The 13,729-nt window shown below is 41.6% G+C and carries 16 protein-coding genes; 11 read left to right on the top strand and 5 right to left on the bottom strand.

The genetic code is table 11. The annotated features are described in order from the left end of the window. Positions 1-93: 93 nt before the first annotated feature. The 3 genes from R4Z09_RS27230 to R4Z09_RS27220 all read left to right on the top strand — a co-directional run bounded on the left by R4Z09_RS27230 (position 94) and on the right by R4Z09_RS27220 (position 1,852). Entirely contained in the window at positions 94-480 is a 387-nt protein-coding gene (locus R4Z09_RS27230; RefSeq protein ID WP_338449797.1) for a VOC family protein, read from the top strand. Between the two features lie 83 nt (positions 481-563). Next, positions 564-1,478 (top strand): catechol 2,3-dioxygenase, encoded by a 915-nt coding sequence (locus R4Z09_RS27225; RefSeq protein ID WP_338449796.1) that lies wholly within the window; start codon positions 564-566, stop codon positions 1,476-1,478. 47 nt (positions 1,479-1,525) lie between these two features. Then, the gene (locus R4Z09_RS27220; RefSeq protein ID WP_338449795.1) at positions 1,526-1,852 is read left to right on the top strand and encodes a 2Fe-2S iron-sulfur cluster binding domain-containing protein; all 327 of its coding nucleotides are present in this window, start codon (positions 1,526-1,528) and stop codon (positions 1,850-1,852) included. A gap of 137 nt (positions 1,853-1,989) precedes the next feature. Here the strand turns inward: R4Z09_RS27220 and R4Z09_RS27215 are convergent, their stop codons facing one another. From R4Z09_RS27215 to R4Z09_RS27200, 4 genes are all read right to left on the bottom strand, one after another. Further along, entirely contained in the window at positions 1,990-2,130 is a 141-nt protein-coding gene (locus R4Z09_RS27215; protein WP_338448374.1) for a YvrJ family protein, read from the bottom strand. Positions 2,131-2,223: 93 nt separating this feature from the next. Continuing rightward, the gene (locus R4Z09_RS27210; RefSeq protein WP_338449794.1) at positions 2,224-2,442 is read right to left on the bottom strand and encodes a DUF2922 domain-containing protein; all 219 of its coding nucleotides are present in this window, start codon (positions 2,440-2,442) and stop codon (positions 2,224-2,226) included. 34 nt (positions 2,443-2,476) lie between these two features. Continuing rightward, a complete protein-coding gene (locus R4Z09_RS27205; RefSeq protein WP_338449793.1) occupies positions 2,477-2,695 on the bottom strand; it encodes a DUF1659 domain-containing protein in 219 nt (72 codons plus the stop codon). Positions 2,696-2,877: 182 nt separating this feature from the next. After that, the gene (locus R4Z09_RS27200; protein ID WP_338449792.1) at positions 2,878-3,366 is read right to left on the bottom strand and encodes a sigma-70 family RNA polymerase sigma factor; all 489 of its coding nucleotides are present in this window, start codon (positions 3,364-3,366) and stop codon (positions 2,878-2,880) included. Between the two features lie 557 nt (positions 3,367-3,923). On the opposite strand from R4Z09_RS27200, the gene R4Z09_RS27195 reads away from it, so the two are divergent. The 8 genes from R4Z09_RS27195 (at position 3,924) to R4Z09_RS27160 (ending at position 12,779) form a co-directional block, all read left to right on the top strand. After that, positions 3,924-4,955, top strand: a complete 1,032-nt coding sequence (locus R4Z09_RS27195; protein WP_338449791.1) for an acyltransferase — start codon at positions 3,924-3,926, stop codon at positions 4,953-4,955. Between the two features lie 207 nt (positions 4,956-5,162). Next, entirely contained in the window at positions 5,163-6,833 is a 1,671-nt protein-coding gene (locus R4Z09_RS27190; protein ID WP_338449790.1) for an alpha-glucosidase, read from the top strand. A gap of 67 nt (positions 6,834-6,900) precedes the next feature. Then, complete coding sequence (locus R4Z09_RS27185; RefSeq protein ID WP_338449789.1) at positions 6,901-8,541, top strand: PTS transporter subunit IIBC; 1,641 nt, start codon at positions 6,901-6,903, stop codon at positions 8,539-8,541. A 3-nt stretch (positions 8,542-8,544) separates the two neighbouring features. Beyond that, complete coding sequence (locus tag R4Z09_RS27180) at positions 8,545-9,333, top strand: endonuclease/exonuclease/phosphatase family protein (RefSeq protein WP_338449788.1); 789 nt, start codon at positions 8,545-8,547, stop codon at positions 9,331-9,333. Between the two features lie 18 nt (positions 9,334-9,351). Beyond that, positions 9,352-9,843, top strand: coding sequence for a PTS glucose transporter subunit IIA (locus R4Z09_RS27175; RefSeq protein WP_338449787.1), 492 nt, complete (start codon positions 9,352-9,354; stop codon positions 9,841-9,843). Positions 9,844-9,972: 129 nt separating this feature from the next. After that, positions 9,973-10,992 carry a LacI family DNA-binding transcriptional regulator gene (locus R4Z09_RS27170; protein WP_338449786.1) on the top strand — a complete coding sequence of 340 codons (1,020 nt, stop codon included), beginning with the start codon at positions 9,973-9,975 and terminating at the stop codon, positions 10,990-10,992. Between the two features lie 122 nt (positions 10,993-11,114). Then, positions 11,115-12,086: an ROK family glucokinase gene (locus R4Z09_RS27165; RefSeq protein WP_338449785.1), complete on the top strand. Its 972-nt coding sequence runs from the start codon at positions 11,115-11,117 to the stop codon at positions 12,084-12,086. A 186-nt stretch (positions 12,087-12,272) separates the two neighbouring features. After that, entirely contained in the window at positions 12,273-12,779 is a 507-nt protein-coding gene (locus tag R4Z09_RS27160; RefSeq protein WP_338449784.1) for a hypothetical protein, read from the top strand. Between the two features lie 142 nt (positions 12,780-12,921). On the opposite strand, the gene proC is transcribed toward R4Z09_RS27160, so the two are convergent. Beyond that, positions 12,922-13,722, bottom strand: a complete 801-nt coding sequence (gene proC / locus R4Z09_RS27155) for a pyrroline-5-carboxylate reductase (protein ID WP_338449783.1) — start codon at positions 13,720-13,722, stop codon at positions 12,922-12,924. Positions 13,723-13,729: the final 7 nt, after the last annotated feature.

Raw genomic sequence — 13,729 nt, 5'->3', positions numbered from 1 at the left:
GGAGGGACGGTTCTCTTGCTTCCACAAAATTTGGAAGCAGGGGGACGGTTCTTCTGCTTCCTCAAACTATCCAAAGAATTAGAGGAGAACAATATGATACGCAAAATGGAGCATGTGGCCATCATGGTACGAGATATGGATCAGTCGATTCGGTTTTATTCAGAGCTTTTTGGCTTCAATGTCCGTCTTCGCGGCAGCAAACCGGATCGGGAAATGGCCTTCTTATTTTTAGAAACACAGCCGGATATGGAGATTGAGCTTATCCATGAGAAAACAGCAGCTGAGGAGTACAGTGAAACGGGAATTGTAAACCATCTTGCTTTTACAGTTGAAAACATTGATGAAACGATTCAGTTTTTAAAAGAAAAAGAGATCACGTTTACTTCGGATGAAGTGAAGCCAACTCTGGAAGGCGGACGCATGATCATTTTTTACGGACCGAGCCGGGAGCTGCTGCAATTAGTAGAAAGAGTAAAATAAGGCGGGTCAGTATTTTCAAAAGTCTTAAGGCAGTATTTAAGATGCCACATCTCAAATAGCTACATATATAAGGGGGATAAAATATGGCAAGAATTATGCGTTTAGGCCGAGTGGAATTAAATGTATTGGATTTAGAAAAATCAGTAGAATACTATACAAAGGTTATTGGGTTAGAAGAAACTGGACGTATGGGAAATAGCGTTTACTTAAAAGCATGGGATGAATTTGATCATCATAGTTTAATTTTAACAAAAACAAATAGAGCGGGTATAGCTCACTTAGCGTTTAAGGTAGAGACTCTTGATGATCTTGCTTATTATGAAAGAAAAATAGAGGAATTTGGCTGCACGACAACGCGTATTTCCAGCAACACTAGATTAGCAGAAGGGGAAGCCGTCCATTTTATTTTGCCAACGGGTCATCATTGTGAGCTTTATCATGAAGTCGGTTTCTTAGGAACATCCGTTGGAGCGCTGAACCCTCATCCATGGCCATTAGAAGCAAAAGGAATTGCACCGCATCGTCTTGACCACTGTTTACTTACTGGTGACGATTTGAAAACGGTTACGAGATTTTTTATTGAGGTTCTTAATTTTAGGCAAAGTGAAAGAATTACAACAGTAGATGGGGAGGAGTTATTAGGCAGCTTCTTGTTCTCAACGAATAAAGCGCATGATCTAGCGTTTGTTAAAGGGCCTGATGCGAAGCTTCACCATGCTGCTTTTGCCGTTGATTCCCTTCATGATGTTTTTAAAGCAGCAGACCTTTTGTCTATGTATGAAGTACCATTTGACGTAACACCAACCCGTCATGGAATAACACGTGGACAAACGATTTACTTCTTTGATCCATCAGGGAACCGTAATGAGGCATTCGCCGGCGGTTATATTTCCTATCCGGATATGCCGACCATTACGTGGACAGAAGATAAAATTGGACAAGGTATTTTCTATCACCGCAGAGAACTGTCTGAATCCTTTATGAAGGCATTAACTTAATAGAGTTGTTGGGTAATTGGTAATAAAAGGATTAGAGGGGAGAAGCCATGTATAAAGTATCATTGAAAGCTAGAAATCAACAATTTGAGTATCAGTGTGCCCCGGAAGAAACTCCTTTACGTGCGGCCCGGGACCACTTCATTCCATTTCCAACCGGATGTCAGCGCGGAGGATGCGGGATGTGTAAGGTAAAAGTATTGGATGGTGAGTATAATCATGAATTGATTCGTTCCCATGAATACCTTTCCGATGAAGAACTAAACAACCGCTACGCCCTGGCCTGCTGCATGACACCAAAAAGCGACCTGGACATCATCACAATCGAAGACTATGAAAAGCAAAGAACCGAATTAGCTGAATCTATTAAAATATAGATCAGCTTTCCCAAACGAGGAAGCAGAAGAGTTCATCTGCTTCCTCGTTTGGTTTAGGTGAAGCAGAGGGACGGTTCTTCTGCTTCCATTTTCGATTAAGTGAGCAACTATTGAACAAAAGAGAAATCCTCGGAATTTTATTTTCCACTTAATCGTTCCGGAAGACTTTGAATCGATTGAACAACGCTATCGAGTTTTGCTTCAATTCGATAAAGCAAGAACAGGGTAACGGCAATCGGAAAGCCGACCTCACTAATGAGGGGAATGAACTGTTCCACGAAAGACACCTCGTTTCTGCGTAAGTATAGGAAAAGGCTGCCTCCTGAAGGAAAGCAGCCCTTTATTTTCAAAAATTGTGAATCGAAACTACTTTACACAATCTCGTAATCTGTTACGTTATGCTCGACAAGACGTGCTTCTTTCACGCTGACAAAACTTTGATTGCCACCCCCGAAAATGTTGGCTGCAATAATCAAATCCATTACCTGCTTCACAGCTGCCTTATCGACCGGTTCCTTTGGGTAATCGATCGTCAGCTTTGAAGTTTTACCCAAACCAGTTGTAAAGTGCAATTCGAGTGTTTTTGCCATATTCCTCATCCTCTCCTAATAAAGTTGTTCTTTCTTAGGCCATTACTTCATACATGCCATTCTTTTCAACTGTGGCAAGCGGATGGATCGAAAGGGAAGCCAGTGCCTGCCCAATCTGGTAAAGTTGATCAGCCGTAGCCGATTCCACCACACCGCTATACGTCTTCGTCTTAAAAATTGGTTTACCACCTTCATCAATCCCTGTCTCATAAGTCAAACGCAGCTTCATCGACTTTATCAATGTCTGTGCCATCTTCATCATCCTCTCCTTTCATGCTCTTTATATAGAGAAAGAGGCAAAAAGTGTCCCATGAATTTTGGAAGCAGGGGGACGGTTCTTCTGCTTCCAATGTTTCGTTTGCGAAATGGTCTTATTCCCTAGAGGCCTTAAGCGGAAGCGGGAGAACCGTCCTTCCGCTTCAAAACCGTAAAGCCCTAAAAAGAAGCAAGAGAACCGTCCCTCCGCACCTTTTCCATTGCTCGTCTTTCGCAGGAGCGAACGGTAGCTAGGTTCATATTTTCCATGGCAGCTATTTCTCTGTTGCTTAGGCCTTTATAGAAGCGTTGGATGACCCATTTCTTTTCACGGTCGGTTAGATGACGGAAGTAGCTTAAGAGCGTTTCTATTTCCAGCAGGTTTGTGTCGCTTTGTAACCTTTTCCAGTATTCTTCGCTTGGATAGATGCAATGATCATCGTACTTTTTCTCTTTTTTTAAAGCGCATTGGATCCTCCCTTTAATAAAACTGTATGCATAGGTGGAAAACTTACCTTTTTGCTCATCGAAGTTTTTGCTTGCATCCCAGAGTGCAATTAAGCCAATTTGGTAGAAATCATCCTGATTTTTATAGATCTGCAATGAATAGATAATGGAATAAATCATGTTCGAATACTCTGCGGCAAGCTGTTCAAATTCAAACTCCATCGTTGGACGCCTTTCGGAACGTGCACCATTCCTTGGATTCCCGGGTACCATTAAAATACCGCGAAACATGAAAGTGTTCGAGTTTTGAAAAACACAGATTGTGTGTAGAAAATGCTATTTTGCAGCAGGAAAATGATCATTTTAGTACAGGAAAAGTGCATTTTGGGGGAGAAAATAGAAAAAAAGGTAGTATTTTTGGAAGCGGAGGGACGGTTCTTTTGCTTCCTCGAAAGAGATAAAAAGGCAATAAAAAAGGGTGTCCAAAGATAATGGAGCACCCTCAAAACACAATTGTTACGCCGCCTTATACGTAACGCCAATTGCATTTTTACAATATTCATATTAAATCATTTATAGATACAGTTTAATATATGAAACGCGTTTCATAGCAAGAAAAAGTTTTAAAAAGAATAGAAACTACAATAAGCATGTAAAAGGACTATATTATTATAAATCTAGTATAACTTGGGACTTATATCATGGTATAATTTACTTTTCTAGCACTATTCTAGGAGACCATGATATATACTGCAACAAGATATGGAGAGAGCACACAAATGAAAGAACGTTTAGTTTATCTAGATTGGTTACGGGTAATTGCAATTACCATGGTCGTTACGATCCATATCTCGGGTGGAGTCGTACAAACAAATTATTATGATGGACCAACGAATTGGTTAGCGGCCAACTTCTATGAATCGATCTCAAGGAGTGCAGTTTCTCTTTTTGTCATGATTAGCGGTGCTGTTTTGCTTGGTGATCATCGGGAGCATCAGTATAAACCATTTTTCTTGAAACGAATAAGTAAACTACTCATTCCTTTAATTGGATGGAGCGTTATTTATTATAGCTATCAAGTGTTCGCTGATTGGTATCCCTTTTTTTCGCTTAAACAGTTTATCATTCTTTTTCTTACAAATGGGGTTAGTGGCCATTTTTGGTTTATGTATATGATTATAGGAATCTATTTAACGGTCCCGATCATAAATATTTTTATCCGGCACGCCAATAGAAGAGATATTGAATATTTTCTGATTCTCTGGATCTATGCATCTGTTTTAGTAAAATGGATGAAGTTTGCATTTGGCTACAGTTTTTCTATTGAGTTATATATGGTTACAAATTACATCGGCTACTTCGTGCTAGGCTATTACTTGCACCATTTCCCATTAAAGCGCATATGGGAGAAAGCGGCGATTGCGCTTGGCGGTATCGGTATCATTGCCACTTTTGTCCTGACATACTATGACACGAAAGCAGCAGGAGGTACGCTGCAGGAATTTTGGTATGAAAATCATGCACCAAATGTATTTTTCTCCACAGTCGGCATATTTCTGTTATGTAAAATTGTTTTTGCCCAACAAAAATTGGGCTTTGTCTTTAACCAGATAAGCCGTTTAAGCTACGGTATCTATTTAGTCCACATCTTAATCATGACGATTCTTTCGAATCAAATCATCATTGTAATAAATGAGTTATTCCATCCTGTCCTTTCGATTCCATTTAATGTAATTATTTTTGTTCTTCTAAGCGGATGTGTGTCGTTTGTTTTGAGTAAGGTGCCGTTATTGAGAAAGCTGGTATCATAGTTTATGGTATTAAAAACCTCATCTTTAGTCGTAAGGTGAGGTTTTTTACTTTTAAGTTTCAGCTTATCTTTTTTTGTTCATTCATGGGCATGTTAAAAAAGGAAGCAGAAGAACCGTCCCCCTGCTTCGAAAAAATTTTATGCAAACGATTGCACAAAATTTTTCATTTTGTTATAGTATTGTCATAGTAAAGAGGAGGACGACATCATGAAGAGAGTATGGTGGAAGGAAGCGGTTGCATATCAGATTTATCCGCGGAGCTTTATGGATTCAAATGGTGACGGAATTGGCGATATTCAAGGAGTCATTTCTAAGCTCGATTATTTACAGGACTTAGGAATTGATGTCATTTGGATTTCTCCGATTTATTCTTCGCCGAATGATGATAACGGTTACGACATTAGTGATTATAAAGGAATTATGAAAGACTTCGGTACAATGGACGATTTTGACCAGCTTTTAGAAGAGGTACATAATCGCGGCATGAAACTCATTATGGACTTAGTTATTAACCACACTTCTGATGAGCATGCTTGGTTTATTGAATCTCGTTCGTCAAAAGATAACCTCTATAGGGATTACTATATCTGGCACCCTGGCCGTGACGGGAAAGAACCGAATAACTGGGAATCGATCTTTGGGGGCTCGGTTTGGGAATATGACCCGCAGACAAAGGAATACTACATGCATGTATTTTCCCGCAAACAGCCGGATTTAAACTGGGAAAATCCAAACGTTCGGAAAGATTTATATGAAATGGTAAATTGGTGGGTCGATAAGGGAATTGACGGTTTCCGCGTTGATGCGATTTCTCATATTAAAAAAGTTCCTGGATTCCCTGATTTGCCGAATCCAAACAACCTGAAGTATGTCCCGTCTTTTGAAGGACATATGAATCGTGAGGGAATTGAGGTTTTTCTTCAGGAGCTAAAACGTGAAACCTTTGCTAAATATGATATCATGACAGTCGGTGAAGCGAATGGTGTCAAAGCTGATCAGGCAGAGGAATGGGTCGGTGAGGAAAACGGCGTCTTTAATATGATTTTCCAATTCGAGCATTTAGACCTTTGGGGTAAAAGTGTTACAGGCGGCATTGATCTTCCCGCTTTAAAAGAAACATTCCACAACTGGCAGACAGAACTGGATGGAATCGGTTGGAACGCATTGTTCCTAGAAAATCATGATCAGCCTCGTTCGGTTTCAACGTGGGGTGACGTAGAAAACTTTTGGGAAACATCTGCGAAATGCCTTGCAACCATGTATTTTCTTATGCAGGGTACACCATTTATTTACCAAGGACAGGAAATCGGCATGACAAATGTGCAGTTTCCATCCATTGATGATTATAATGATGTAGCGATTAAAAACCTGTACCATAATGGCCTCAAAGAAGGACAGACACATGAGGAATTGATGGAGATCATTTGGAAAAATGGTCGTGATAACTCGAGAACTCCGATGCAGTGGGCAGATGCTGAGAATGCAGGCTTTACGACAGGCCAGCCATGGCTGAAGGTAAATCCAAACTACACAGACATTAATGTTGAAAAAGCACTGCAGGAACCGGATTCCATTTATCATTACTACCGGAAATTGATCGAATTACGTAAAAATCATCTAACTTTCGTATACGGACAGTTTGAGCTTGTTTTAAAAGAACATGAGCAAATTTTTGCCTATACAAGAACATTAGAAGATGAAACCTATCTAATTATCACCAATCTGTTTGCAAAAGAAACAGACTATCAGCTTCCACTAGCGGAATGGAAAGATAAAAACGCGGAACTGATGATGAGCAATTATCCTATAGATTCAAAGGTAGATTTTCATAACAGCAGCTTAAAACCATTTGAAGCAAGAGTGTATCGAATCCAATAATTTTTTTTAACAGATAATGCAAACGATTGCACTAAAATAGTTCTAAAATTAGAAGGGACTGGAGAAAATGAAACTGAAATCCTTTGATTTTTGGCAAAAGTTTGGGAAGGCATTGCTTGTTGTCGTAGCGGTTATGCCGGCAGCGGGAATTATGATTTCCCTTGGTAAACTAGTCGGAATGTTAGGCGTAGACATTGCTTTCATCAAAACGATTGCCTTAGTAATGGAAGAAATCGGCTGGGGTATTATTGGAAATCTCCATGTCCTGTTCGCTGTAGCGATCGGCGGTTCGTGGGCGAAAGAGCGTGCCGGCGGAGCGTTTGCAGCCTTAATCGCTTTTATCCTTATTAACCGAATCACCGGTGCGATTTTTGGCGTGAATGGTGCTATGCTGGGAGACCCTGAGGCAACTGTTTCTTCCTTATTTGGCAGCGAGTTAGTTGTTAACGATTACTTTGTATCGATCCTTGGTGCACCCGCACTGAATATGGGTGTGTTTGTCGGAATCATTTCCGGTTTCTTAGGAGCCAATCTATTTAATAAATACTATAATTTTGATAAACTTCCGCAATCCCTTGCCTTTTTTAACGGAAAAAGATTTGTTCCGTTTGTGGTGATTGCAGGATCTGTTGTAACTGCTCTTATTCTTTCGTTAGTTTGGCCGTTTATTCAAGGACTGTTAAATGATTTTGGCCGCTGGATTGCTTCATCACGTGACACTGCTCCGGTTGTTGCACCATTTATTTTTGGTGCATTAGAGCGTTTATTGCTTCCATTTGGTTTGCATCATATGCTGACAGTTCCGATGAACTATACAGAGTTAGGCGGCACGTATACGATTTTAACCGGTTCAAGTGCCGGAACAACGGTTGCTGGACAGGATCCGCTATGGCTTGCGTGGATTGCTGACTTAAATAATTTACTGGCTGCAGGTGATACAGCAGGCTATAACGCCTTATTGCATGATGTAACGCCAGCTCGTTTCAAAGTGGGACAAATGATTCTTTCATGTGCGTCCTTAATCGGGATTGCGATTGCGATGTACCGAAATGTTGATAAAGATAAGCGTGCGAAATATAAGTCAATGTTCTTTTCTGCAGGATTAGCCGTTTTCTTAACAGGTGTAACAGAGCCAATTGAATTTATGTTTATGTTTGTCGCACCAGCACTATATGTTGTATATGCGATTATGACAGGGCTTGCCTTTGCGGTTGTGGATCTTGTTCATATCCGAATTCACTCCTTCGGTTTTATCGAACTTTTAACGAGAACACCAATGATTATAAAAGCAGGCCTATGGTTAGACCTTGTATATTTCGTTTTTGCTTGCTTAGTGTTCTTTGTACTTAACTTCACAGTCGCTAATTTTATCATTAAAAAATTAAAATATGCGACACCAGGACGATTAGGAAACTACGTTGAAGATGAGGCCGGCCAAACTGAAAAAGCTGCTTCAAACGACCAGGATGGCTCCCTTGCTACAGCGATTATCGGTTTACTAGGCGGCAAAGACAATATCGAAGAAGTGGATGCTTGTATGACCCGCCTTCGTGTCACGATCAAAGATGTGGATGCGGTTGCATCTGAGCAGGAATGGAAACAGCATGGCGCATTGGGCTTAATCATTAAAGGAAAAGGTGTACAAGCCATCTATGGTCCAAAAGCCGATGTATTAAAATCTGATATTCAAGACCGTATTGGGGCGTAGGAAATGAGATTATTGTCATTAAACTGCCATTCTTGGATTGAAGAAAATCAAATGGAAAAAATGAAGATTTTAGCGGAAACGATTCAGGAAAAGTCCTATGACGTGGTCGCCCTGCAGGAGGTGAACCAGTCCATCAATGCGGAAACGATCGATGGACTGATCAAAAAGGATAACTTTGCTTTGGTTCTCCTGGAGGAATTAAAAAAGCTGGGGGTCACGGATTATCAATTAGCATGGGATTTCTCCCATATTAGTTATGGCGAGTATGAAGAGGGAGTTGCTCTTTTAACGAAGCATCCAATTGAAGCAAAGAGGTCTTTTTTCGTTTCCCAATCCGAGGACATAGCTAATTGGAAAACAAGAAAAGTCGGAGGCATCACGATTCGATATCATAAAGAGATGATTTCCTTTTATTCCTGCCATCTTGGTTGGTGGGAGGATGCAGAGGAGCCGTTTAAAGATCAATTCGACCGGTTATGCCGCTTCGTTAGCAAAGATGAAAAGTTCTTCCTAATGGGGGATTTTAATAATGCCGCTCATTTGAGAAGTGAAGGATATGATTATATACTGAGCAAAGGACTCTATGATACGCATCTATTAGCAAAAGTGAAGGATGACGGGATAACGGTGGCAGGACAGATTGCCGGCTGGGATGAAAATAAACAGGATTTACGAATTGATTATATTTTTTCAAGTGTTCCGCTTGAAGTTCAGGAGTCTTCAGTTATTTTTAACGAAAAAAATAAACCGGTTATCTCCGATCATTTCGGTGTAGAGCTGACGATTAAATAAGAAATGGGGTTATACGGTATGTTTAAATCATTATTTAAGAAAAAAATGGAACCGGAACAAGTTCAGGCTCCATTAACAGGAAAAGTAGTTGCACTGGAAGAAGTGCCGGATCCTGTTTTTTCGCAAAAAATGATGGGAGACGGAGTCGCCATTATTCCTAGTGACAAGCAGGTCTATTCACCGGTTGATGGTGAAGTTGTCAATGTATTCCCGACGAAACACGCGATCAGTCTGCGTACGAAAGCAGGGGCAGAGCTCCTGATCCATATGGGGTTAGAAACCGTTGAATTAAAGGGTGAAGGGTTTAACATTTTGGTTCAAGATGGTACCAAGGTTTCAAAGGGTGATCCAATTGCAGAATTTGATTTTGAAAAAGTTTCAAGTCTTGGCAAAGAAGTGATTACTCCGATCATTCTTTTAAATGGAGAGCAATTCAAGCTTGAAAATAAACACACTCACCAGTCCACGACGGGCGGTAAAGATATTATAATGGAAATAACAAAAGCATAACTGGGACGGGGGGACAGGCACCTCGTCCCAGTTATAACAATCTGGGTCAGAGGGACAGGCACCTCGTCCCTTTTTATGATAATTGGGTCAAGGTGCCTGTCCCCTTGTTCCATAAAGGGGGTGAAGAGGTTGGCGATTACGATTAAGGATGTGGCGAAGGCAGCCAATGTCACGCCATCCACGGTATCAAGGGTTATTGCAGATAATCCAAGAATCAGTAATAAAACGAAAAAGAAGGTCCGTCAGGTGATGGAGGAGCTTGGTTACCAGCCCAATTATAAGGCGCGCAATTTGGCAAGCCGTATGACACAAACGATCGGGCTTGTGATGCCGAACTCAACCGATAAAGTGTTTCAAAATCCATTTTTTCCTGAAGTCATCCGCGGGATTAGTAAAATGGCACATATGAAGGAATATGCGATCCAGTTCTCAACGGGCGAAATGGAAGATGAGATTTATGACGGGGTTGTCCGGATGGTTCAAAGCGGCCGGGTGGATGGTGTGATTTTGCTCTACTCCCGCATCAATGATAAAGTCATGGCCTTCTTAGAGGAAAAAAACTTTCCTTATACGATGATCGGAAAACCCTCTTATGACGTGGAAAAAATTTCTCATGTGGACAATGATAATTATAGTGCCGCAAAGGAAGTAACGGATTATCTGCTGCAGCTTGGTCATAAAAGAATTGCTTTTGTCGGCGGAAGCAACTCCTTAATGGTGACATTGGACCGGGAGCGGGGATATGAGACAGCGCTAAAGGAGGCCGGGATTCCCATCTGCCAGGATTATATCGTGCACGAGGATTTTTTAATCGAAGGCGGGAAACAGGCGATTTCAGAATTATTGTTACGGAAAGAAACGCCAACAGCCTTAGTGGTGGCGGACGATCTGATGGCCTTCGGAATTATCCATACATTAGAAAAAATGGGGCTTCGCGTCCCAGACGATATTTCCATCGTCAGCTTTAATAATCTATTATTATCTGAAATTTCACAGCCTCCATTAACGACTGTCGATATTAATATCTTTGATTTGGGCTTTCACGCAGCGAAAAGCTTAATCGAAATCATTAATAACCCGGATGAACCTGCAAAAAGAATCATTGTACCCTATCGCATGACAGAGCGGAGTTCATGTAAAAAAATATAAAAAAACAATTGCCGCCCCTGTAAATGGCGGCTTTCATTATGCAAAAAGAGAGGGTCGCGGGGACAGGTACCTTGTTTAAAAGAAAGTAAATAGAGAATACATATGAAAAAGAGGAATAGATCATGGAAGAAAAATGGCTGGTTGGTGTTGATTTAGGTGGAACCACAATTAAAATGGCTTTTATCAGCAAGGATGGCGACATTCTTCACAGCTGGGAAATTGCCACGGATAAAAGAGAAAAAGGACGGCATATTCCTGCATCCATCGCGAGATCAATAGAGCAACAACTATTAGAATGTAAGCAAACAAAAAATCGGTTACTGGGGATTGGAATCGGTGCCCCGGGGCCGGTAAATGGTGAAGACGGTTCTCTTGAGGTGGCTGTCAATTTAGGGTGGGAAAACTTCCCGTTACAGGAAATTCTCAAGCGTGAAACCTCCTTGCCGGTTGTTGTAGAAAATGACGCAAATGTGGCTGCCCTCGGTGAAATGTGGAAAGGTGCCGGAGCTGGAGCAAAGAACCTGCTATGTGTCACATTAGGAACAGGTGTCGGCGGCGGGATCATTGTTAATGGGGAGATCGTGCATGGAACAAATGGAGCCGGCGGAGAAATTGGCCATATTACATCGGTTCCGGTTGGCGGTGCACCTTGTAATTGCGGGAAAAAGGGATGCTTAGAAACGATAGCATCTGCGACCGGCATTGTCCGTCTAGCACTGGAAGAGCTCTCCAATTCAATAAATAACAGCAGATTAAGAGATAATAAGGAGATCACGGCTAAACTAGTTTTTGATGCGGCTAAGGAGGGTGATGAGCTAGCTAAACGGGTTATTGAACAGGTCGTTTTCCACTTAGGATTGGCCTTAGCCAATTTAGCAAATGGCCTAAATCCCGAAAAAATCGTCATCGGCGGCGGTGTATCAAAAGCAGGAGACACTTTGTTAGAGCCTTTAAAAGCAGCCTTTACACCATTTGCCTTCCCAAGAGTGGCCCAAGGAGTAGAAATCGTCCCTGCCACACTCGGTAACCAAGCAGGAGTCATCGGAGCAGCCTGGCTTGTAAAACAAAAACTAAGCAAAAGTATGGGGGTCTAAGCTGAAGCAGGAGGTTCCCCGTATAAGCAGGGGTTCCCCTGCATCTTTTTTTGAACCGTACTGTGCTTACTTAATCCTAAGCTGAACTAGGAATTCATAAGAATTCATATAGAATGGGAAGGGGAAACTTGAAGATTCGTAGAAAAGTTACAGAAGAATTATAGGTTTCCGGTCAGGGGGAATGGCATGTCATGGTTCACGGTATGGATGATCATAATTAATACAACCTTCTGGTTAGTTTGCTGCTTTGGCTCAGCTTGGGTGGTTCATAAGCTGCTGCCAAGTTCGGTATATGGAAAAATGGGTTGGTTTTTCAAGGAGCGTTCGTTTGAAAAAAGATTCTATCGCCTGATTTATCTTGCCAAATGGAAGGATAAGCTGCCTGAATGGGGGAAGGTGTGGAATTTTGAAAAGAATCATTTGAAACAAGAACTAAGTTTAGAATATGTTGAGCGATTTATCCTCGAAACGTACCGTGCAGAAATTGGCCATATTGGCATGGCGGTTTTCGGGTTTGCCTGTATACTAGTCAATCCGCGTGATTCCGCTCAAATGGCTATTATAAGTTCAATCATAAATGTTTTCGTTCAAATCCCGTTTTGCTTAATCCAACGGTTCAACAGACCCCGGCTCGTTCGATTAAAAACAAGATTGGAGAAAAGAAGTCTGCAATCTGGAACCGAATTAAAATAAAAAGGAAAGCCAATCAATATGATTACTGGCTTTCCTTTTTATTTTTGGAAGCGAAGGGACGGTTCTGTTGCTTCTTTTCCATTTAAAAAGGATGCAGAAGAACCGTCCCCCTGCTTCAAAAAGAATCGACCACTATGCTGCTTTACAACGTTCTACTCTTCTCCGTAGCTGCAACAACAGCATTAATAACCGCTGCACGGAAGCGGTCGTTTTCCAGGCTTTTCACACCTGCAATAGTTGTTCCGCCCGGAGAAGAAACCATGTCTTTAAGTTCGCCAGGGTGTTTACCCGTTTCAAGCACCACTTTGGCAGAGCCGAGAACGGTTTGCGCAGCAAATTTGTAGGCGTTTGCCCGTGACAATCCTTCGGCAACAGCACCGTCAGCCAATGCTTCAATGAACATATAGACAAATGCCGGGCCAGAACCGCTTAAGCCTGTCACGACATCCATCAAATAGTCGCCGACAACCTCTGCTTCACCGAAGCTTCTGAAGATCGCTAATAGTTCCGCTTGCTCTTCCTTCGTTACATACGCATTGCAGGAAAGCGCAGACATCCCTTCGCCTACTAATGCCGGCGTATTCGGCATTACGCGAACTATCTTTGTTTTTTCCGGTACATTGGCGCTCAATCTTTCAAGCGTAACACCTGCCGCAATGGATACGATGATTTTATCAGCTGAAATATCCTCTTTTATAGTAGTAAGTACTTCGGCAATATTGTTTGGTTTTACCGCCAGAATAATAATGTCCGCTTTTTGCACGACTTCTTTTTCATTGGAAGTGGTGGTTACACCTAATTCTGTCTGAACAGCATCTAAGGATGGCGGATAGACATCATAGACGACGATATCCTGCGGTGACGCAATTCCCGCCTTAATGATTCCATTCATGATGGCTTTTCCCATGTTGCCTGCTCCAACAAATCCAATTGTCCTACTCATGTTAGCA

It is taken from the genome of Niallia oryzisoli (assembly GCF_036670025.1).
Lineage (GTDB): Bacteria > Bacillota > Bacilli > Bacillales > Cytobacillaceae > Bacillus_BD > Bacillus_BD oryzisoli.
The sequence above is the reverse complement of the archived record's forward strand: the minus strand, read 5'-3'. Positions and strand labels throughout refer to the sequence as shown.